The 18,724-nt window shown below is 68.7% G+C and carries 18 protein-coding genes; 15 read left to right on the top strand and 3 right to left on the bottom strand.

Features of this window, described 5'->3' with window-relative positions; genetic code table 11:
- Nucleotides 1–224 precede the first annotated feature (224 nt).
- The 3 genes from GA0116996_RS02585 (at nucleotide 225) to GA0116996_RS02575 (ending at nucleotide 3,051) form a co-directional block, all read left to right on the top strand.
- Complete coding sequence (locus GA0116996_RS02585; RefSeq protein ID WP_092307008.1) at nucleotides 225–1,445, top strand: CaiB/BaiF CoA transferase family protein; 1,221 nt, start codon at nucleotides 225–227, stop codon at nucleotides 1,443–1,445.
- Nucleotides 1,446–1,571: 126 nt separating this feature from the next.
- Nucleotides 1,572–2,027 (top strand): DUF2214 family protein, encoded by a 456-nt coding sequence (locus GA0116996_RS02580; protein WP_092307007.1) that lies wholly within the window; start codon nucleotides 1,572–1,574, stop codon nucleotides 2,025–2,027.
- Between the two features lie 28 nt (nucleotides 2,028–2,055).
- Nucleotides 2,056–3,051: a Bug family tripartite tricarboxylate transporter substrate binding protein gene (locus GA0116996_RS02575; protein WP_092307005.1), complete on the top strand. Its 996-nt coding sequence runs from the start codon at nucleotides 2,056–2,058 to the stop codon at nucleotides 3,049–3,051.
- A gap of 30 nt (nucleotides 3,052–3,081) precedes the next feature.
- Here GA0116996_RS02575 and GA0116996_RS02570 read toward each other — a convergent pair whose 3' ends face one another.
- Nucleotides 3,082–4,863, bottom strand: coding sequence for a potassium/proton antiporter (locus GA0116996_RS02570; protein ID WP_092307003.1), 1,782 nt, complete (start codon nucleotides 4,861–4,863; stop codon nucleotides 3,082–3,084).
- 382 nt (nucleotides 4,864–5,245) lie between these two features.
- Between GA0116996_RS02570 and GA0116996_RS02565 the strand changes: the two genes are divergently transcribed.
- Nucleotides 5,246–5,707, top strand: a complete 462-nt coding sequence (locus tag GA0116996_RS02565; RefSeq protein ID WP_092307001.1) for a tripartite tricarboxylate transporter TctB family protein — start codon at nucleotides 5,246–5,248, stop codon at nucleotides 5,705–5,707.
- Between the two features lie 13 nt (nucleotides 5,708–5,720).
- On the top strand, nucleotides 5,721–7,223 hold the full coding sequence (locus GA0116996_RS02560) for a tripartite tricarboxylate transporter permease (protein ID WP_062801350.1): 1,503 nt from the start codon (nucleotides 5,721–5,723) through the stop codon (nucleotides 7,221–7,223).
- An 88-nt stretch (nucleotides 7,224–7,311) separates the two neighbouring features.
- Here the strand turns inward: GA0116996_RS02560 and GA0116996_RS02555 are convergent, their stop codons facing one another.
- Nucleotides 7,312–8,196 carry a LysR substrate-binding domain-containing protein gene (locus GA0116996_RS02555; protein ID WP_092306999.1) on the bottom strand — a complete coding sequence of 295 codons (885 nt, stop codon included), beginning with the start codon at nucleotides 8,194–8,196 and terminating at the stop codon, nucleotides 7,312–7,314.
- Between the two features lie 160 nt (nucleotides 8,197–8,356).
- Between GA0116996_RS02555 and GA0116996_RS02550 the strand changes: the two genes are divergently transcribed.
- The 4 genes from GA0116996_RS02550 (at nucleotide 8,357) to GA0116996_RS02535 (ending at nucleotide 12,888) form a co-directional block, all read left to right on the top strand.
- Nucleotides 8,357–9,334: a Bug family tripartite tricarboxylate transporter substrate binding protein gene (locus GA0116996_RS02550; RefSeq protein ID WP_092306997.1), complete on the top strand. Its 978-nt coding sequence runs from the start codon at nucleotides 8,357–8,359 to the stop codon at nucleotides 9,332–9,334.
- Between the two features lie 49 nt (nucleotides 9,335–9,383).
- Nucleotides 9,384–11,009 (top strand): gamma-glutamyltransferase, encoded by a 1,626-nt coding sequence (gene ggt, locus GA0116996_RS02545; RefSeq protein ID WP_092306995.1) that lies wholly within the window; start codon nucleotides 9,384–9,386, stop codon nucleotides 11,007–11,009.
- 327 nt (nucleotides 11,010–11,336) lie between these two features.
- Entirely contained in the window at nucleotides 11,337–12,197 is an 861-nt protein-coding gene (locus GA0116996_RS02540; protein ID WP_092306993.1) for a PhzF family phenazine biosynthesis protein, read from the top strand.
- Nucleotides 12,198–12,270: 73 nt separating this feature from the next.
- Nucleotides 12,271–12,888, top strand: coding sequence for a pyridoxamine 5'-phosphate oxidase family protein (locus tag GA0116996_RS02535; RefSeq protein WP_092306991.1), 618 nt, complete (start codon nucleotides 12,271–12,273; stop codon nucleotides 12,886–12,888).
- On the opposite strand, the gene GA0116996_RS02530 is transcribed toward GA0116996_RS02535, so the two are convergent.
- The gene (locus GA0116996_RS02530; protein WP_092306989.1) at nucleotides 12,885–14,345 is read right to left on the bottom strand and encodes a CoA transferase; all 1,461 of its coding nucleotides are present in this window, start codon (nucleotides 14,343–14,345) and stop codon (nucleotides 12,885–12,887) included. The two genes, GA0116996_RS02535 and GA0116996_RS02530, sit on opposite strands and share 4 nt — an antisense overlap.
- A gap of 248 nt (nucleotides 14,346–14,593) precedes the next feature.
- Here GA0116996_RS02530 and GA0116996_RS02525 point away from each other — a divergent pair, with 248 nt between their 5' ends.
- The 6 genes from GA0116996_RS02525 to GA0116996_RS02500 all read left to right on the top strand — a co-directional run bounded on the left by GA0116996_RS02525 (nucleotide 14,594) and on the right by GA0116996_RS02500 (nucleotide 18,704).
- Nucleotides 14,594–16,351 (top strand): glutamine--tRNA ligase/YqeY domain fusion protein, encoded by a 1,758-nt coding sequence (locus GA0116996_RS02525; RefSeq protein ID WP_092306987.1) that lies wholly within the window; start codon nucleotides 14,594–14,596, stop codon nucleotides 16,349–16,351.
- Nucleotides 16,351–16,593, top strand: a complete 243-nt coding sequence (locus GA0116996_RS02520) for an RNA-binding S4 domain-containing protein (RefSeq protein ID WP_092306985.1) — start codon at nucleotides 16,351–16,353, stop codon at nucleotides 16,591–16,593. Before GA0116996_RS02525 ends, GA0116996_RS02520 begins: the two co-directional genes overlap by 1 nt.
- 66 nt (nucleotides 16,594–16,659) lie before the next feature.
- The gene (locus GA0116996_RS02515) at nucleotides 16,660–17,043 is read left to right on the top strand and encodes an MAPEG family protein (RefSeq protein ID WP_092306983.1); all 384 of its coding nucleotides are present in this window, start codon (nucleotides 16,660–16,662) and stop codon (nucleotides 17,041–17,043) included.
- 5 nt (nucleotides 17,044–17,048) lie between these two features.
- Nucleotides 17,049–17,636 (top strand): YceI family protein, encoded by a 588-nt coding sequence (locus tag GA0116996_RS02510; protein ID WP_092307354.1) that lies wholly within the window; start codon nucleotides 17,049–17,051, stop codon nucleotides 17,634–17,636.
- A gap of 113 nt (nucleotides 17,637–17,749) precedes the next feature.
- Nucleotides 17,750–18,058 carry a hypothetical protein gene (locus GA0116996_RS02505; RefSeq protein ID WP_092306981.1) on the top strand — a complete coding sequence of 103 codons (309 nt, stop codon included), beginning with the start codon at nucleotides 17,750–17,752 and terminating at the stop codon, nucleotides 18,056–18,058.
- A 97-nt stretch (nucleotides 18,059–18,155) separates the two neighbouring features.
- A complete protein-coding gene (locus tag GA0116996_RS02500) occupies nucleotides 18,156–18,704 on the top strand; it encodes a YaeQ family protein (RefSeq protein ID WP_092306979.1) in 549 nt (182 codons plus the stop codon).
- Nucleotides 18,705–18,724 lie beyond the last annotated feature (20 nt).

The following is an 18,724-nucleotide window of genomic DNA, read 5'->3' as shown; positions in this document are numbered from 1 at the left end:
ATACGGGCAAGGCAGGCCGTCGGGCAGGTCAGCCACGGCGCCCGGGAAGCGGCCGGCTATCGCCCTGAATCCCATCGCTGCGAGAGCCTCACGAAGCACTTATAGCGGCGCCCGCGGATTGCCGGTGGTACAGTGCAGCCAACCCGCGCCGCCCCGTTTCCGGGGCGTGCCGCCGACCCGCATTCCGATCCGATCCCCGCCTTACCTTTGTCTCGAATACCGCCATGGGAGCCTTAAGCCATCTCCGCGTCCTCGACCTGACCCGCGTCCTCGCCGGGCCGTGGTGCGCCCAGAACCTTGCCGACTTCGGCGCCGACGTGATCAAGATCGAGCGCCCCGGCGCCGGCGACGACACCCGCACCTGGGGCCCGCCCTGGCTCAAGGACGAAGACGGCCGCGACACCGCCGAGGCCGCCTACTACCTGGCCGCCAACCGCAACAAGCGCTCGGTGACGTGCGACATCAGCACCCCCGAAGGCCAGCAGATCGTGCGCGACCTGGCCGCGCAGAGCGACGTGGTGCTGGAGAACTACAAGGTCGGCCAGCTGAAGAAATATGGCCTGGACTACGACTCGCTCAGGCAGGTCAAGCCCGACCTGATCTACTGCTCGGTCACCGGCTTCGGCCAGACCGGCCCGTACGCCGCGCGCCCGGGCTACGACTTCATCATCCAGGGCATGGGCGGCTTCATGAGCCTGACCGGCGAGCGCGACGACCTGCCCGGCGGCGGCCCGCAGAAGGCCGGCGTAGCGATTTCCGATCTGATGACCGGCCAGTACGCCACCATCGCCGTGCTGGCGGCGCTGGCGCACCGCGACCGCACCGGCGAGGGCCAGTACATCGACATGGCGCTGCTCGACGTGCAGGTGGCGATGCTGGCCAACATGAACACCAACTACCTGGCCAGCGGCCAGGCGCCGCGCCGCTGGGGCAACGCGCACCCCAACATCGTGCCCTACCAGACCTTCCAGGCCGCCGACGGCTGGATCATCGTCGCGGTGGGCAACGACGGGCAGTTCCGCAAGTTCGTCACCGACGGCGGCATGCCCGGGCTGGCCGACGACCCGCGCTTTGCCACCAACCCGCAGCGCGTGGCCAACCGCGACGTGCTGGTGCCGATCCTGGCCGAGATGGTGCGCCCGCGCACCCGCGCGCAATGGATCCGCGACCTGGAAGCCGCGGGCGTGCCGTGCGGCCCGATCAACACGCTCGACGACGTGTTCGAGGACGACCAGGTCAAGGCGCGCGGCCTGCGCGTGGACCTGCCACACCCGAGCGCGGGCGAGGTCAAGCTGGTCGGCAGCCCGATCAAGATGAGCGCGACGCCGCCGCAGGCGCTGCGCCACCCGCCGCTGCTGGGCGAGCATACCGACACGGTGCTGGCCGAGACCCTGGGCTACAGCGCGGCGCAGATCGCCGCACTTCGTGCAAAAGGTGTGCTGTAAGATTCTCCTCCTGCCCGCGGCGGGCCAGCCGGCCGCGGGTGCTTTCCGGAAGTTCAGTCCCCCACTGAAGTACTTTCCCCGGGCCCGCCACTTTGCGCGCGCCCGCGCAAAAGCGAAGGAGAACCCATGCTGACCGACGCCATCCTCGCCTTCCTGCATTTCCTGGCGATCTTCGTCCTGATCACGCTGATGGCCGCCGAGGCCGTGGCGCTGCGCCCCGACCTGACCCCGGCCACCGTGCGGCGCCTGTCGCTGTACGACCTGTTCTATTTCCTGTCGGCGATGCTGGCGCTGGCGACCGGCCTGCTGCGCCTGTTCTACGGCGCCAAGGGTGTCGACTTCTACCTGCACAACCCGTGGTTCCACGCCAAGATGGGCGTGTTCGTGCTGATCGCGCTGTCCTCGCTGCCGCCGACCTTCGCCATCGCGCGCTGGCGCAAGCAGGCGCGCAGGCTGCCCGATTACGTGCCGCCGCCGTCCGAGATCAAGGCGGCACGGCGCTGGGTCATGATCGAATCGCACCTGGTGATCCTGCTGCCGCTGTGCGCCGTGATGATGGCGCGCGGCATCGGGGCCCGCTGACCATTCCTATCCTCCTGCACTCCGCAACATGCTGAAGAAACTGCTTGCCGCCGCGCTGACCGCGGCCCTGATGCCGGCTGCCGCCGTTGCCGCCACCAATGCCTACCCGACCAAGCCGGTCCGCTTCGTGGTGCCCTACCCGGCCGGCGGCCCGCTCGACACCGTGGCGCGCGCCATCGGCGACAAGCTGCGCGACAGCCTGGGCCAGCCCGTGATCGTGGAAAACAAGCCCGGCGCCGGCGGCAACCTGGGCGCGGACTACGTCGCGAAGCAGCCCGCCGACGGCTACACCATCGTGATGGGCGCGGTCGCCACGCACGCGATCAACCCGACGCTGTTCAGCAAGATGCCGTATGACCCCGTGAAGGACTTCGCGCCGGTCACGCTGGTTGCAGACGTGCCCAACGTGCTGGTGATGCACCCGGGCAAGGCCGCCGAGCTGCATATCAACAACGTGCGCGACCTGGTAGCGTATGCGCGCAAGAACCCCGGCAAGCTGGATTACGCCTCGGGCGGCAACGGCAGCGCCGGCCACCTGTCGGGCGAGCTGTTCAAGAGCATGGCCAAGCTCAGCATGGTCCATATCCCGTACAACGGCGCGTCGCCGGCGCAGTTGTCGGTGCTGTCGGGCCAGACCGACCTGATCTTCGACAACCTGGCCTCGGCCTCGGCCAACATCAAGGCGGGCAAGCTCAAGGCCTTCGCCGTCACCACCGCCGGCCGCGCCCCGTCCTTCCCGGATCTGCCGACCATTGCCGAGGCCGGCAAGGGGCTGGGGCTGGAAGGCTTCGACATCTCGACATGGTTCGGCGTGTTCGCGCCGGCCAACACGCCGCGTGAAATCGTGGAGAAGCTGAACCACGAGATCGTGGCGATCCTGAAGACCGACGACATGAAGGCGCGCCTGGCCCGCATCGGCGCCCAGCCGGCACCGACCACGCCGGAGCAGTTCGCGGCGCTGATCCAGAAGGAACTGAAGAAGTATGCGCAGATCGTGAAGGTGTCGGGGGCGAAGGTCGACTGACCCCAAACAGGGAAAGGGAGAACACCAGCGCTATCCGGCACGCACGCGCCCGTCTGCCCTTTTCCTTCGCCCCCACGACTTCCCGCCCGCCCCCCCCTCCAGCCGCGGCAGCAGCAAACCCACCTGCACGATCTGCGCGCCCTCCATCCGCGTGATCGTCAGCGGCAGCCCGGCGATCTCGACGCTGTCGCCCTCCACCGGCGGCGACGTGAACGTGCGCTGCATCGCGCTTTCCAGCGTCAGCGGATCTTCGTCCGGCGTCAGTTCCCGCGTGCCGTAGAGCGCCGCCACGTCGCGCAGCGGTGCGTCGCCCGACAGCAGGAAATCGTGCGAGACCTGTTCCCAGGTGGGTGCCCGGCCCGGCGTCTGGAACAGCGCCGACAGCAGCGGCAACGAGACGGTCGGGCCCAGCACGCAGACTGCATCGCCTGCGCGCAATACCGTCTGGGCCGGGTCGGCCAGTGCGTCGTCGCGCGCCACCGTCATCAGCCGGCAGCGCGGCGGCAGCTCCAGCTGGTCGGCACGCACGTTCTCGACCGGCGCGTTGGGGCCGACCTCGAACTGCATCACTTCCAGGATCGGCGCGCGCGTGCCGCGCAGGCGCGAGCGCGCCAGCGGCTCGGGGTAGCCGGGGCGCAGCACGCGCGCCAGCCGGGCCGCCACCGACACGGTGGTGCCCTGGAACAGCAGGCTGGCCAGCACCACCGCAAAGGCAATGCGGAACAGCAGCCCCGACTGCGGCACCTCGCGCAGCAGCGGGAACAACGCCAGCACGATCGGCACCGCCCCGCGCAGGCCCATCCAGGCGATAAAGCCGGTCTCGCGCGCATTGAAGCGGAACGGCAGCAGCGCCAGCCATACCGCCACCGGCCGCGCCACCAGCATCAGGAAGGCCGCCACCGCCACCGCTGGGCCGGCGACCTCCCAGATCCGGTGCGGCGACACCAGCAGCCCCAGCAGCAGAAACATGGCTGACTGCGCCAGCCACGCCATGCCGTCCATGGCGCGCATGGTGTCGGCGGTGACGGCGCGCTCGCGATTGCCGATCAGCATGCCGGTCAGGTACACCGCCAGGAAGCCGCTGCCGCCCACGGTCTGCACGATGGCGAAGACCATCGCGCCGCCCGAGCACAGCAGGATCGACTGCAGCCCTTCGGCCACGCGCGTGCGCTCCAGCACATTGGCCAGGCAATAGCCGAGCCCAAGCCCCAGCACGCCGCCCACGCCGAGTTGCACCATCAGGCGCAGCAGCAGCCCCAGCGGCGTCAGGCCCTCGGGCGCGGTCAGCCATTCGATCAGCGTCAGCGTCAGGAAGATCGCCATCGGGTCGTTGATGCCGGACTCGATCTCCAGCACGCTCGCGACCCGCTCCTTGAGCCGGATGCCGCTGCTGTTGAGCGTCGAGAACACCGCGGCGGCATCGGTCGAGCCGACGATGGCCCCCAGCAGCAGCCCCAGGCGCCAGTCGATGCCGAGCAGCCAGGCGGCGAAGATCCCCACCAGCGCGGCCGTCACCAGCACTCCTACCGTGGCCAGCGACAGCGACGGCCTGAGCGCCACGCGGAAGGTGGCAAGGCGGGTGCGCAGCCCGCCGTCGAGCAGGATGACGGCCAGCGCCAGGTTGCCCACCAGGAAGCTGAGCCAGGTATCCGAGAAGCGGATGCCGCCGGGGCCGTCGACCCCGGCCAGCATGCCCACCGCCAGGAATACCAGCAGGAACGGCACGCCGAAGCGCGCCGAGAACGCGCCCAGCACGATGCCCAGCGACATCACGACGGCGCCGAGCAGGATGACATGGTCGATGCTTTCCAAAACGCTCCTTGTGTTGCCTGGGATTCGCCTGCGGAAGCTTTCAGGACCTTTCAGAACCTTTCCGAACCTTTCAGAACCCTTCCGCCGCGGTGAGCCACCACGGCGCGCAAGACCGTTCCGGATGATAGCGCAGCAGCCCGGGCTGCCACCCGCCAACCCGCCTGCAGCCTGGCTCGGCGGCACTTTTAAGCGCGCTCTCACTAGGGGATACCCGAACCATGACCCCATTTGCAGACATCTGAAAGGTAGCTGAAAGGTCGCCCCCTTACCTTCCACCCTGCCCGCCGGAAGGCCTCCGGATTTCGCTGTATTGATGCAACGCAACAAAGCCAGCGAAGAGGCCCGCCGCTGATTTCAAGCAGTCTTATCGAGGAGATTCACTTTGCGCATACGTAGCCAAAAGGACTTTGCCTCCGGCCTGATGTTCATCCTGGTCGGATTCGGCTTTTCCTGGGTCGCGCGCGGTTATTCCATGGGAACCGCCGCAAAAATGGGACCGGGATACTTCCCGTTCTGGCTCGGCATCGTGCTCGCCCTGCTGGGCGCGCTGGTGCTGTTCGGCTCGCTGTCGTCCAAAACGGAAGAAGACAGCCTGGCCCGCTGGGACATCAAGACGCTGTTGTGGATTCTCGGTTCGGTGGTGCTGTTCGGGCTGCTGCTGAAGCCGCTGGGCATGGTGCTGTCGGTGCTGGTGCTGGTGCTGGTGTCGTCGATGGCCAGCCACGAGTTCAGCTGGAAGGGCGCCATCCTGAACGCGGTCATCCTGGTGCTGATCAGCCTGGGCGCGTTCGTGTACGGCATCAACCTGCAGATGCCGGTGTGGCCGGCTTTCCTGGCAAGCTAAGGAGGCCGCCAACATGGAACTACTCACCAACCTGAGTCTGGGCTTCTCCACCGCCCTGACCTTCCAGAACCTCGCGTACGCCTTCCTGGGCTGCGTGCTGGGCACCCTGATCGGCGTGCTGCCGGGCCTGGGGCCGCTGGCCACCATCGCCATGCTGCTGCCGGTGACCTACACGCTGCCGCCGGTGGCCGCGCTGATCATGCTGGCCGGCATCTACTACGGCGCCCAGTACGGCGGCTCGACCACCGCCATCCTGGTGAACCTGCCCGGTGAATCGTCGTCGGTGGTGACCACCATCGATGGCTACCAGATGGCCAGGCGAGGGCGAGCGGGGGTGGCGCTGGCAACGGCGGGCCTGGGCTCGTTCTTCGCCGGCTGCGTCGCCACCATGATCCTGGCCGCGTTTGCCGCGCCGCTGTCGGAACTGGCGTTCAAGTTCGGCCCGGCCGAGTACTTCTCGCTGATGGTGCTGGGCCTGATCGGCGCCGTGGTGCTGGCATCGGGTTCGCTGGTCAAGGCCATCGCCATGATCGTGCTGGGCCTGCTGCTGGGCCTGGTCGGCACCGACGTCAACTCGGGCGCCGCGCGCTTCTCGTTCGACGTGCCGGAACTGACCGACGGCCTGAACTTCGTCTCGGTGGCAATGGGTATCTTCGGCTTCGCTGAGATCATCGCCAACCTGGAGCAGAAGGAGCACCGCGAGACCTTCACCGACCACATCACCAACCTGTTCCCGACCAAGGACGACTTCAAGCGCATGATCCCGGCCGTGCTGCGCGGCACCGCGCTGGGCTCGGCGCTGGGCATCCTGCCGGGCGGCGGCGCCTCGCTGGCCTCGTTCGCGGCGTACTCGCTGGAGAAGAAGACTTCCAAGCACCCGCAGGAATTCGGCAAGGGCGCGATCGAAGGCGTGGCGGGTCCGGAATCGGCCAACAACGCGGCCTCGCAGACCTCGTTCATCCCGCTGCTGACGCTGGGCATTCCGCCCAACGCGGTGATGGCGCTGATGGTGGGTGCGATGACCATCCACAACATCCAGCCCGGCCCGCAGGTGATGACCAGCAACCCGGCGCTGTTCTGGGGCCTGATCGCCTCGATGTGGATCGGCAACCTGATGCTGATCGTGCTGAACCTGCCGCTGATCGGCATCTGGGTGAAGCTGCTGAAGGTGCCTTACCGCTACCTGTATCCGGCCATCCTGACGTTCTGCTGCATCGGCGTGTACTCGGTCCAGAACACCACCTTCGACGTGTTCCAGACCGCCGCCTTCGGCGTGGTGGGCTACCTGTTCATCAAGCTGCGCTGCGAACCGGCACCGCTGCTGCTCGGCTTCGTGCTGGGGCCGATGATGGAAGAAAACTTCCGCCGCTCGCTGCTGCTGTCGCGTGGTGACTTCAGCGTGTTCGTGACGCGCCCGCTGTCGCTGGGCCTGCTGATCGCCGCCGCGGTGCTGGTCGTGATCGTGGCGCTGCCGTCGATCAAGGCCAAGCGCGAAGAAGCATTCCAGGAAGAATAAGCAGGGAACATCGCCGGCCTGGCGCCGGCGGCAACAACGCTGAAGGGCACCGCGAGGTGCCCTTTTTTTCGTCCGCCGCCCGTCGCCGCTAGGCGCCGAACAGTTCGCTGCAGGCCGCGCGCACCGCCGCCGTGACCTGTCCGCGGCCGTGGTCGCGCCGCTCCAGCATGCCGATCTGGCGCATCACCGGCTCGCCGTTGACCAGCAGCGGCAGCACGCGCAAGGCGTCGTCGTCGCGCCAGCGCGCCCGCCGCAGCAGCGGCACCACGGTCACCCCCACCTCCTGCCGCACCAGTTCGACCAGCGCCTCGATCGCGTTCAGCTCCAGGAACTCATTGACCTTCAGGTGGGCGCGGCGCAGCGCGCGCTCCACCAGCACGCCGGTGCGCTGGCTGCGGTCAAAGCGCAGGTAGGGGTTGGCCGCCAGCGCCTCGCGCGCGTCGCGGCCCGGGCTGCCGCGCGCGGCGATGGCCACCAGCGGCTCCTGGTACAGCGGCGTCCAGCGCAGCGTGCCGGGCACGCGCGCGGCGCCTTCCACCAGGATGGCGGCGTCGAGTTCGCCGGCCTCCACCTGCGCCGCCAGCTCGATCGACTTGGCGCCGACCAGGCGCACGTCGAGGGCCGGATAGGTGCGCTTCATGCGCGCCACCGCGTGCGACAGGCCGCCCATCACCGACACCACCGCGCCCACCGCGACCGCGCCCGCCATGGCTTCGGCCGACGCCAGCGGCAGCCGCATCTCGTCATACAGCGCCAGCAGCTTGCGCGCCTGCGGCAGCAGCGCACGGCCATCCGCATTGAGCACCGCCACCCGGCCGTTGCGGTCGAACAGCTCGCGGCGCAGCTCGGTCTCCAGCGCGCGCATCTGCAGGCTGACCGCCGCCTGGGTCAGCGCCACCTGCGCCGCGGCGGCGGCGAACGACCCGTGATCGGCCACGGCGACGAAGGTGCGAAGGAAACGGACAGTGCTCATGATGCACACCAGGCAAAAAACGCCCCTGTCGCCAGGGCGTTCCATACTTAAAAAATTCTTGCGACATCGGAAAGAAATATTAGCTTTCTTTGTGACCGGCGGCACGGAATAATGAAGGCCGATCATCAATCCGCCCTGCGCCTGATTCTCGGAGACACCCATGACATCCTGGCTGCGCCGCCTCGGCACCGGCCTCGGCATCGGCCTGTGCCTGGCCGCCACCCCTGCCTTGGCCGACACCTACCCGAGCAAGCCGATCCGGCTGCTCGTGCCCTTCCCCGCCAGCGGCGCGACCGACCTGCTGGCCCGCGCCATCGCGCAGAAGGTGGGCAGCAACATGGGCCAGCAGATCGTGGTCGACAACCGTCCCGGCGCCGGCGGCGCGATCGGCTCCGACATGGCTGCCAAGGCCGCGCCCGACGGCTATACGCTGCTGATCGCCACCACCAGCACGCATTCGATCGGACCGCATATCAATCCCCGCTTGCCGTACCAGACCGAGACCGACTTCACGCCGGTGGGCCAGGTGGCGATCGCCACCAACGTGCTGGTGGTGCCCAACAGCCTGCCGGTGAAGAACGTGCGCGAATTGGTCGACTACGCCAAGAAGCATCCCGGCGAGCTGAACTACGCCTCCAGCGGCAACGGCACCGTGGTGCACCTGACCACCGAGGCGTTCAAGACGCAAGCGGGCGTGTTCATCACCCACATCCCTTACCGCGGCACCGCGCTGGCGGTGCCTGACCTGATCTCCGGCAAGGTGCAGGTGCTGTTCGACAGCATCGTGTCGGGCCTGCCGCATGTGAAGGACGGCAAGCTCAAGGCGCTGGCGGTGACCAGCGCCAGGCGCTCGCCGCTGGCGCCGGAAATCCCCACTGCCAGCGAATCGGGCCTGCCGGGCTTCGTCTCCGATACCTGGTTCGGCATCTATGGCCCCAAGGGCATGCCGGCCGATATCGTCAACCGCCTCAATGCCGAGTTCAACAAGGCCATCCAGTCGCCCGAGGTGAAGGAACGTCTGGCCAAGCTGGGCGCCGAACCGGTTGGTGGCACGCCCGCCCAGTTCGCGGCCATGGTGAAGCAGGACAGCGCGCGCTGGGGCAAGCTGATCAGGGATCGCAAGATCACGGCAGAATAAGTACGCCACCGAGCGCCCCCCGGGCGCACCGAGCACAAAGGACTTACCCATGCAGAACTTCAACTGGACCAACCCCTACCCGTCCGTGCGCATCCCGCTGTTTGCGCGCAACGTGGTCTCGACCTCGCACCCGCTGGCCGCGCAGGCCGGCCTGCGCATGCTGCTCAAGGGCGGCAATGCCGTCGATGCCGCCATCGCCGCGGCCGCCGCCATCACCATCGTCGAGCCGGTGTCGTGCGGCCTGGGCAGCGACGCCTTCGCCATCCTGTGGGACGGCAAGTCGCTGCACGGCCTGAACTCGTCGGGCGTGGCCCCGGCGGCATGGAGCCCGGAATACTTCAAGGCCAGGTACGGCACCGACGCCGCCGGCCTCGCCAAACGGCCGATCCGCGGCTGGGACTCGGTCACCGTCCCCGGCATGGTCGCCGGCTGGGCCGCGCTCCACGAGCGTTTCGGCAAGCTGCCGTTCGCCGACCTGATGGAGCCGGCGATCGAGATCGCCGAGCGCGGCTACGCCGTGCCGCCGGTGGTGGCGCACAAGTGGGCCGCCGCGGTGCCGGAGCTGAAGGACCAGCCCGGCTACGCCGACACCTTCATGCCCAACGGCCGCGCCCCGGCGGTGGGCGAGAAGTTCACCATGAAGGCCGCCGCCGAGACCCTGCGCCAGATCGGCGCGACCCGCGGCCGCGCCTACTACGAAGGCGAGATCGCCGAGAAGATCGCCGCCTTCAGCAAGCAGTGCGGCGGCGCCATGACGCTCGACGACCTGCGCAACTACCAGCCCGACTGGGTCAAGCCGATCAGCAAGTCCTATCGCGGCTACGAGCTGCACGAGATCCCGCCCAATGGCCAGGGCATCGCCGCGCTGATCGCGCTGGGCATCCTCGACCAGTTCGACCTGTCCTCGATCCCGGTGGATTCGGTCGATTCGCAGCACCTGCAGATCGAGGCCATGAAGCTGGCCTTCGCCGACCTGTACCAGTACGTGGCCGATCCGCGCAGCATGGAAGTCACGCCCGAGCAGATGCTGGACGACGCCTACCTGAAGTCGCGCGCCAGGCTGATCGACATGCAGCGCGCCACCCATTTCAACTTCGGCATGCCCAAGGTCGGCGGCACCATCTACCTGACCGCGGCGGACGAGAACGGCATGATGATCTCGTTCATCCAGTCGAACTACATGGGCTTCGGCTCGGGCGTGGTGGTGCCGGGCACCGGCATCAGCCTGCAGAACCGCGGCGTCGGCTTCTCGATGGATCCGAAATCTGCCAATGTGGTCGCGGGCGGCAAGCGTCCGTTCCACACCATCATACCGGCCTTCCTGACAAAGAACGGCCAGCCGGTGATGAGCTTCGGCGTGATGGGCGGCGACATGCAGCCGCAGGGCCACGTGCAGACCGTGGTGCGCATGCTTGACTACAACCAGCAGCCGCAGGCGGCCTGCTGCGCGCCGCGCTGGAAGGTCAACCGCGACTTCACGCTGGACGTCGAAGGCACCATGGACCCGGCCACGGTCGAGGGCCTGAAGGCGCGCGGCCACCAGCTCAAGTCGGTGGACGATCCGTACATGGACTTCGGCTCCGGGCAATTCATCTGGCGCCTGTCGGACGACGCCGAACACGGCTACGTCGCGGCCAGCGACAGCCGGCGCGACGGGCAGGCGGTGGGGTTCTGAGCACCAGATTCGGGAGCACCAACGCCGCCCCGAACCACCATTTGTTTACTCCCTCTCCCCTCACGGGGAGAGGGCCGGGGTGAGGGGTGGTTTGGCCAGGAACCAGACAAAACCGGGCCAATGGTTTTTTCCAGCATGTTGGCTTCGGCCAGCGCCGGCCCTCTCCCCCGCCCCTCTCCCGCAAGCGGGCGAGTGGCGCTTGCTGCGAACGGCATCGCGAGAACAGCGCCGGTCCAACTGGCCCGCTCGCAAACCCACCAATTGTCCATGGCCCGCCGGCCCGGTCTCCGTACACTGTGACGGAAGAATCCCGGGAGCCCCCACGCCATGACCACCTACGCCTTCCGCCTGCTCAACGTCTTTGCCGAATCCACCTTCGGCGGCAATCCCCTGTGCGTGTTCGAGGACGCGCGCGGCATGGACGACGCCACCATGCAGGCGCTGGCGCTGCAGTTCAACCTGTCGGAAACCACCTTTATCCTGCCGTCGGAACAGGCCAGCGCACGAGTGCGCATCTTCACCACCGGCTATGAGATGCGCTTCGCCGGCCATCCGACGCTGGGCACCGCGCACGTGGTGCGCGACCTCGCCCGCACCGGCGATGCGCTGACGCTGGAGTTCGCCGCGGGCGTGGTGCCCGTGACCGCGCAGGCAGATGCCTGGACTTTCACCGCGCCCCACCGCGGCAAGCCGAAGACCGCGCCGGCCGGGCTGCCCGACGCCGACATGGCGAGCCTGCTCGGCCTGCGGGAACAAGACCTACTGATGCCGCCCATGTGGGTCGATACCGGCGCCGACCAGCTGCTGGTGCCGGTGCGCAGCGTCGACGCCGTGCGCCGCGCCAATCCGGACAGCGCGCGGCTCGGCATCTGGCCGCAGAGCAGCCTGGGCCGCAAGACCGCCTACGTCTTTGCTTTCGACCCCGAACAGCCCGGGCGCGTGCTGTCGCGCTACTTCTTCACCAAGCAGGGCGGCGGCGTGGCCGAGGATCCCGGCACGGGCTCGGCCTGTGCCAACCTGGGCGGCTGGCTGCTGGCCACCGGCCATGCGCTGCCGGCTGCCTGTGCGATCGACCAGGGCGAGGCCGTGGGCCGCCCCTGCCGGCTGCGCCTGGCCGTCGATGCCGAGGGCGCGATCCGCGTGGGCGGGCGCGTGCTGGAGATCGGCCGGGGCACCGTGACCGTGTAAGGCCTGCGCGCCGCGCTTGTGCGTTACATTGACGCTTTCGCCCCACCTACGCCCCACCCACGCCCAGCCTGCCATGACCCCGCACGCCATCACCACGCTGGCCGAACTGGAAGCGCTCTACGCGCAACCGGCGGCGCCCTCGCTATCCAAGCAAGTCGATTACCTGCACCCGCACTACCAGGCCTTTATCGAAGCGGCGCCGTTCTGCCTGCTGTCGACGGTCGGGCAGGACTGGGCCGAATGCTCGCCGCGCGGCGACGCCCCCGGCTTCGTCCAGGTGCTGGACCCGCGCACGCTGCTGCTGCCAGACCGGCGCGGCAACAACCGCATCGACAGCCTGCGCAATATCGTTGCCGATCCGCGCGTGGGCCTGCTGTTCGTGATCCCCGGCATCAACGAGACCATCCGCGTCAACGGCACCGCGCAGATCAGCGTCGATCCGGCGCTGATCGCGCGCTGCGTGGTCGACGGCAAGGCCCCGACCACGGTGCTGGTGATCACGGTGCAGGCGGTGTTCTTCCAGTGCGCCCGCGCGCTGATCCGCTCGCGCCTGTGGGCCGCGCAGTCGCAGGTCGCGCGCCAGTCCCTGCCCAGCAACGGCGAAATCCTGGCCACGCTGAGCGGCAACGCCATCGACGGCGCCGCCTATGACCGCGACCTGCCCGAGCGGCAGCGCACCACGCTCTACTAGCGCGGCAGCCACTCCGGCGCGTGCGTGCCGAGCGGCTCGGACGGGAGCGTCCAGCGCGCCGGCGTCTCGGACAGCTGCGCGGCGTGGCGCACCACCGTCAGCATGCCGAAGCCGGATGGCACCGCCTCGAGCAAATCGGCCACGTCGTCGATCTTCTGCTCGGGCGCCTTGAGCCCGTCGGCCACGCGCCCCAGTCCGCGCAGCCACTGCCCCACCTGCGCCAGCGACACGCGCACATGCCAGCTGCCCCCCTCCACCGCGCGCCGGTGCAGCGCGGCCATCGCGCCGAATGCCAGCAGGTAGCCCGCGGCGTGGTCCAGCACCTGGGCCGGCAACGGGCGCGGCATATTGATGCCGTCCTTGCTGCCGCCGGCTTCCGCCTCGGCGTGGTTGAAACCGGTGGCGGTCTGCACCAGCGAATCGAAGCCGCGCTTGTGCGCCCACGGCCCGACGTGGCCATACGCGCTCAGCGACACATAGACGATGCCCGGACGGGCGCGCGCCGCGGCCTCCGGGCCCGCGCCCAGTTCAGCCAGGCCGCCGGGCCGGTAGCCTTGCACCAGCACGTCGGCGCCGTGCAGCAGCTTGTGCAGCGTGCGCTTGTCGTCGGCATCGCGCAGATCCAGCTGGCAGCTGCGCTTGCCGCGGCCGGTGTCGATCACCAGCGGTGCGATCGACGGCAGGTGCGGCGCGGTCACCAGCAGCACGTCGGCGCCATGCGCGGCCAGCGTGCGGCCCGCCACCGGGCCGGCGATGATGCGGGTGAAGTCGAGCACGCGCACGCCCGACAGCGGCTGCTCGCCCGCCGACACCCGCGCCGACACCGGCGCCGGCAGCGGCTGCGGCGGGGCGTCGCCGATCCGCTCCAGCGTCAGCGGCGGCAGGCCGCGCAGCGCCGCCGCCTGCGGATGGCGGTCCCATTCATCGAAGCTGCGCAGCGCGGCCACCACGAGGCCGGCGTCGGATGCGGCCGTTTCGAACGCCTCGGCCTCCCATTTCTCCAGCGCCGCCTGTACCGCGGCCTTGTCGTAGGCGCAGCCCAGCAGCCGCAGCACGCCGTCGCGGTGATGCGGGAAATTGGTGTGCAGGCGGACCCAGCGGCCGTCGCCGCAACGGTAGATGCCGGCGATCTTGTCCCACAGCTCCGGCGCCGGGCCGCCATCGACGCGCAGGTAGCGCTCGCTGCGGAACTCGGTGATGGCATGGCGCATGTCGACGCTGACCTCCTGCCAGCGGCCGCTGCGGCCTTGCCACAGCGTGGCGGCGGCCAGCGCCGACGCGGCCAGGCTGGCCTGCGCCGCGGTGCCCACGGCAAAGCTCGAAGGCAGCACCGGCTCGGCGCCATCCAGGCGCAGCCGGGCCAGTGCCGCGTCAGGCAGGCCGGCATCGCGCCACAGCGCGCCGACGACATCGAGGGGCATGGGCGGCACTTGTGCCGCAGCGGTGGGGGCGTTCATGGGCATTCCTGCTGCGATGGATGACTGTCGGCCGTGGCCGGCCGGCACGGGTCTCCATGCTACTCCGACACGTCACTTTCGGTGCGGGCAACTTGTGCCGGCAACGAACCGGACCACAAATGAGCCGATGCTCACGGCGTGCGGCGCCGCCGGCACGGTAAAATCCCGCTATTGGCATTCCGCCACGCAATCCGACGACCCGGCCCCCACGCCTTGCAGGCGCTTGCGGCCGGCCAACCGGCGCCATCATGAGCCACGACAACAAGCCTACCGACAGCACCCCAGCCGCCTCCAACTTCCTGCGCAGCATCATCGACCAGGACCTCGCCGCCGGCACCTATGCCGGCCGCCAGGACAAGCAAGGCGAGCCGCTGCCGACCGTCATCACCCGCTTCCCGCCGGAGCCCAACGGCTACCTGCATATCGGCCATGCCAAGAGCATCTGCCTGAACTTCGGGCTGGCGCGCGACTACGGCGGCCGCTGCCACCTGCGCTTCGACGACACCAATCCGGTCAAGGAAGACACCGAATACGTCGACTCCATCATCGACGCCGTGCACTGGCTCGGCTTCTCCTGGGACAGCACCGGCAAGGACGGCGCCGCGCAGCCGCACCTCTACTACGCCAGCGACTACTTCGACCAGCTCTACGCCTTTGCCGAAACGCTGATCGAGCGCGGCGCCGCCTACGTCGACAGCCAGTCGGCCGAGCAGATCGCCGCCAGCCGCGGCAATTTCTCCGAGCCGGGCAAGCCCTCGCCCTTCCGCGACCGCAGCGTCGAGGAAAACCTGCAGCTGTTCCGCGACATGCGCGCCGGCAAGTACGCCGACGGCGAGCACGTGCTGCGCGCGAAGATCGACATGGCCGCGCCCAACATCGTCATGCGCGACCCGGTGCTCTACCGCATCCGCCACGCGCATCACCACCGCACCGGCGACAAGTGGTGCATCTACCCGATGTACGACTTCACGCACTGCATCTCGGACGCGCTGGAGAACATCACCCACTCCCTGTGCACGCTGGAGTTCGAGAACAACCGCCCGCTGTACGACTGGGTGCTGGAGCACCTGCGCGACAGCGGCGTGTTCCGCGACCCGCTGCCGCACCAGTATGAGTTCGCGCGGCTGAACCTGACCTACGCCATCACCAGCAAGCGCAAGCTCAAGCAGCTGGTCGACGAACAGCGCGTCGACGGCTGGGACGATCCGCGCATGCCGACGCTGGTGGGCGTGCGCCGCCGCGGCTACACGCCGGAATCGATCCAGCTGTTCTGCGACCGCGTCGGCGTGGCCAAGGCCGACAGCTGGATCGACATGAGCACCCTCGAAGGCTCGGTGCGCGACGACCTCGACGGCCGCGCCGCCCGCGGCGTGGCGGTGCTGGACCCGCTCAGGCTGATCATCGACAACTATCCCGAAGGCCAGAGCGAGGAATGCTCGGCGCCGGTCCACCCCAAGAAGCCGGAACTGGGCAAGCGGGTGTTCCCGCTGTCGCGCGAGCTGTGGATCGAGCGCGAGGACTTCAACGAGACCCCGCCCAAGGGCTACTTCCGCCTGTTCCCCGGCAACAAGGTGCGCCTGAAGTACGGTTACGTCATCGAGTGCACCGGCGTGGACAAGGATGCCGACGGCAACGTGGTCGCCGTGCATGCCAGCTACCTGCCCGACACCAAGAGCGGCACGCCGGGCGCCGACAGCGTCAAGGTCAAGGGCGTGATCCACTGGGTCAGCGCCGCGCATGCGTATGAAGCCGAGGTGCGCCTGTACGACCGCCTGTTCAACGATCCCAATCCGGATGCCGGCGGGAAGAACTTCCTCGATGCGCTCAACCCGGATTCCAAGCAGGTGATCACCGCCTACCTGGAGCCGGGCCTGCGCGAGGCGCAGCCCGAAGACCGCTTCCAGTTCGAGCGCCACGGCTACTTTGTCGCCGACCGCAGCGATTCGACGCCGGGCAAGCCGGTGTTCAACCGCATCGTCGGCCTCAAAGACAGCTGGGGCAAGTGATGGCCAAACCTGGCAAGGCAACGGTGCAGACCATCACCTTCCCGCTCGAGGGCGAGTTCATCGCCCTCAATGACCTGCTCAAGCTGGCGGGCGTGTGCGACAGCGGCGGCGCCGGCAAGGCGCTGGTCGCGGCCGGCGAGGTCTCGGTGGACGGCGCGCCCGAATCGCGCAAGACTGCGAAGATCCGCGCCGGGCAGGTGGTGGGCCTGGCGGGCATCGAGATCCGCGTGGTCTCCGCCTGAGCGCGCGGACCGGCCGGCGCGCCGCCGATTGCGGCTGGCGCCGGCACTGCAACCGAAAGGATGACTATGCCGATCGCTTTCTGGTGCGTGCTGCTGGCCGGCGTCCTGCCGCTGGCGACGGTGGCCATCGCCAAGGCCAGCGCGCCGGGCTATGACAACCATGACCCGCGCGGCTGGCTGGAACGGCAATCCGGCCGCGCACGCCGCGCCGACCTGGCGCATCGCAACCATTTCGAGGCCTTCCCCTTCTTTGCCGCGGCGGTACTGAGCGCCACCTACCTGCAGGCACCGCAGGCCCGCGTCGACGAACTGGCGATGGCCTTTATCGCGGTGCGCGTGCTCTACACCCTGTGCTACATCACCGACCGCGCCACCCTGCGCACGCTGTGCTGGACCATCGGCTACCTGACGGTGGTGGGGATCTTCCTGCTGCCGGTCTTTGTCCACTGATGCCCATGGCCCTGCGCGCGCTGGTACTGATGGCCGCCCTCGGCATCCCTGCCGCCCACGCGGCGCCGGTCGAGTACACCCTGGATCCGGCCCATACCACCGTCTATTTCTCGGCCAGCCATTTCGAACGCAGTTCGGTGCGCGGGCGCTTCGGCAAGATCGACGGCCGCCTGGTCTATGACGCGGACAGCGGCGCCGGCGCAATCGACGTGACCGTGGACCTGGGCTCGGTCGATACCGGCAACCGCACGCTGGACGGCGTGCTGCGCTCGGCGCAATTCTTCGATATTGCCGAGCACCCGGTGGCGCGGCTGCGCGCCGACCGGTTCCTGTCTGAAGCCGGCCACCTCACTGCCGTGGAAGGCGAACTGACGCTGCATGGGGTGACCCGGCCCGTGCGCCTGCTGGCGGAGCGCTTCCGCTGCGGCGAGGTCACGCTGTTCGGCGTGCGACGGCAGGTCTGCGGCGGCGACTTCCGCGCCGAAGTGCCGCGCAGTGCCTTCGGCATGACCCGCTTCCTGCCCGAGGTCGGCGACATCGTGACGCTGCAAGTGGCGGTCGAGGCATCGCCTGCGGCAAGCCTTCCGCGCTGACCCCGCGCTTACCCTACTCGTCACCTGCGCCACAAATTTCTCTTGTAGAATCAGCGCTTTGCAAAATCCCTGCCACGCTTCGTGCGCGTGTGCGGCGACGCGAGACAGAGACCATGTTCGAGATTCATTCCGGCGACATCGTGGCCGCCGCGCTGGCGGCTGCCGGAGCCTGCCTGGCCTGCAGCATTCCGGGCGACTTCCTGCGCCGCTTCCCGCTGTGGGCAGTGCGCACCTACGGGCGCGGCGCACTGCTGATGCCGTTCCTGGCGATGATGGTCGGCACCTGGCTGTTCCGCCTCGGCCTGGCCGGCCAGATCGATACCCCGCCGGGCCAGGCGCTGCTGGTGGCGGCGGCCTTCCTCGGCACCCTGCTGGCCTCGGCGCTGCTGCGCTTCTACCTGAAGGAATACCGCAAGCGCTGAGGCGCCGGCTTTGAATTGCCGGCGTTGAATCGCGTATGATGCGGCCTTTTGCGTCGTACGCACCCCAGCCCGGGGCGCCTGCCGCTCACCTCACCTCATGGCGCTCAAATCCACCATCTTCAAGGCCGAACTGTCCGTGTCGGACATGGACCGGCCTTATTACGGCAGCCACAGCCTGACCATCGCCCAGCACCCGTCCGAGAACGACGCGCGCATGATGGTGCGCCTGCTGGCCTTTGCCTGCGAAGCCAGCGAAACCCTGGCCTTTACCCGCGGCCTCGACGAACCCGATGAGCCCGACTTGTGGGACAAGCGCCTGACCGGCGACATCGCCCATTGGGTCGAGCTGGGCCAGCCCGACGAAGCCCGCCTGAAACGCGCCGCGGCCCGCGCCGAGCGCGTGACCGTCTACACCTACAATGCCGCGAGCGCGCGCGAGTGGTGGAAGGGCATGGCGGGCAAGGCCGGCAAGCTGCGCAACGTCACCGTCTACAATGTCCCGGCAGAGGCCGTCGACGCGCTGGCCGCGCTGGCGCAGCGCGCCATGCGCCTGTCGGCGACGATCCAGGACGGCGATATCTGGGTGGCCGACGACGATCGCAACGTACAACTGACGCTGGAAGTGCTCCAGCGCGCCCAAGCCTGAGCGCAGCGGCGCTGCGCTCA

Origin of the sequence: Cupriavidus alkaliphilus (genome assembly GCF_900094595.1) — a bacterium.
GTDB lineage: Bacteria > Pseudomonadota > Gammaproteobacteria > Burkholderiales > Burkholderiaceae > Cupriavidus > Cupriavidus alkaliphilus.
The sequence above is the reverse complement of the archived record's forward strand: the minus strand, read 5'-3'. Positions and strand labels throughout refer to the sequence as shown.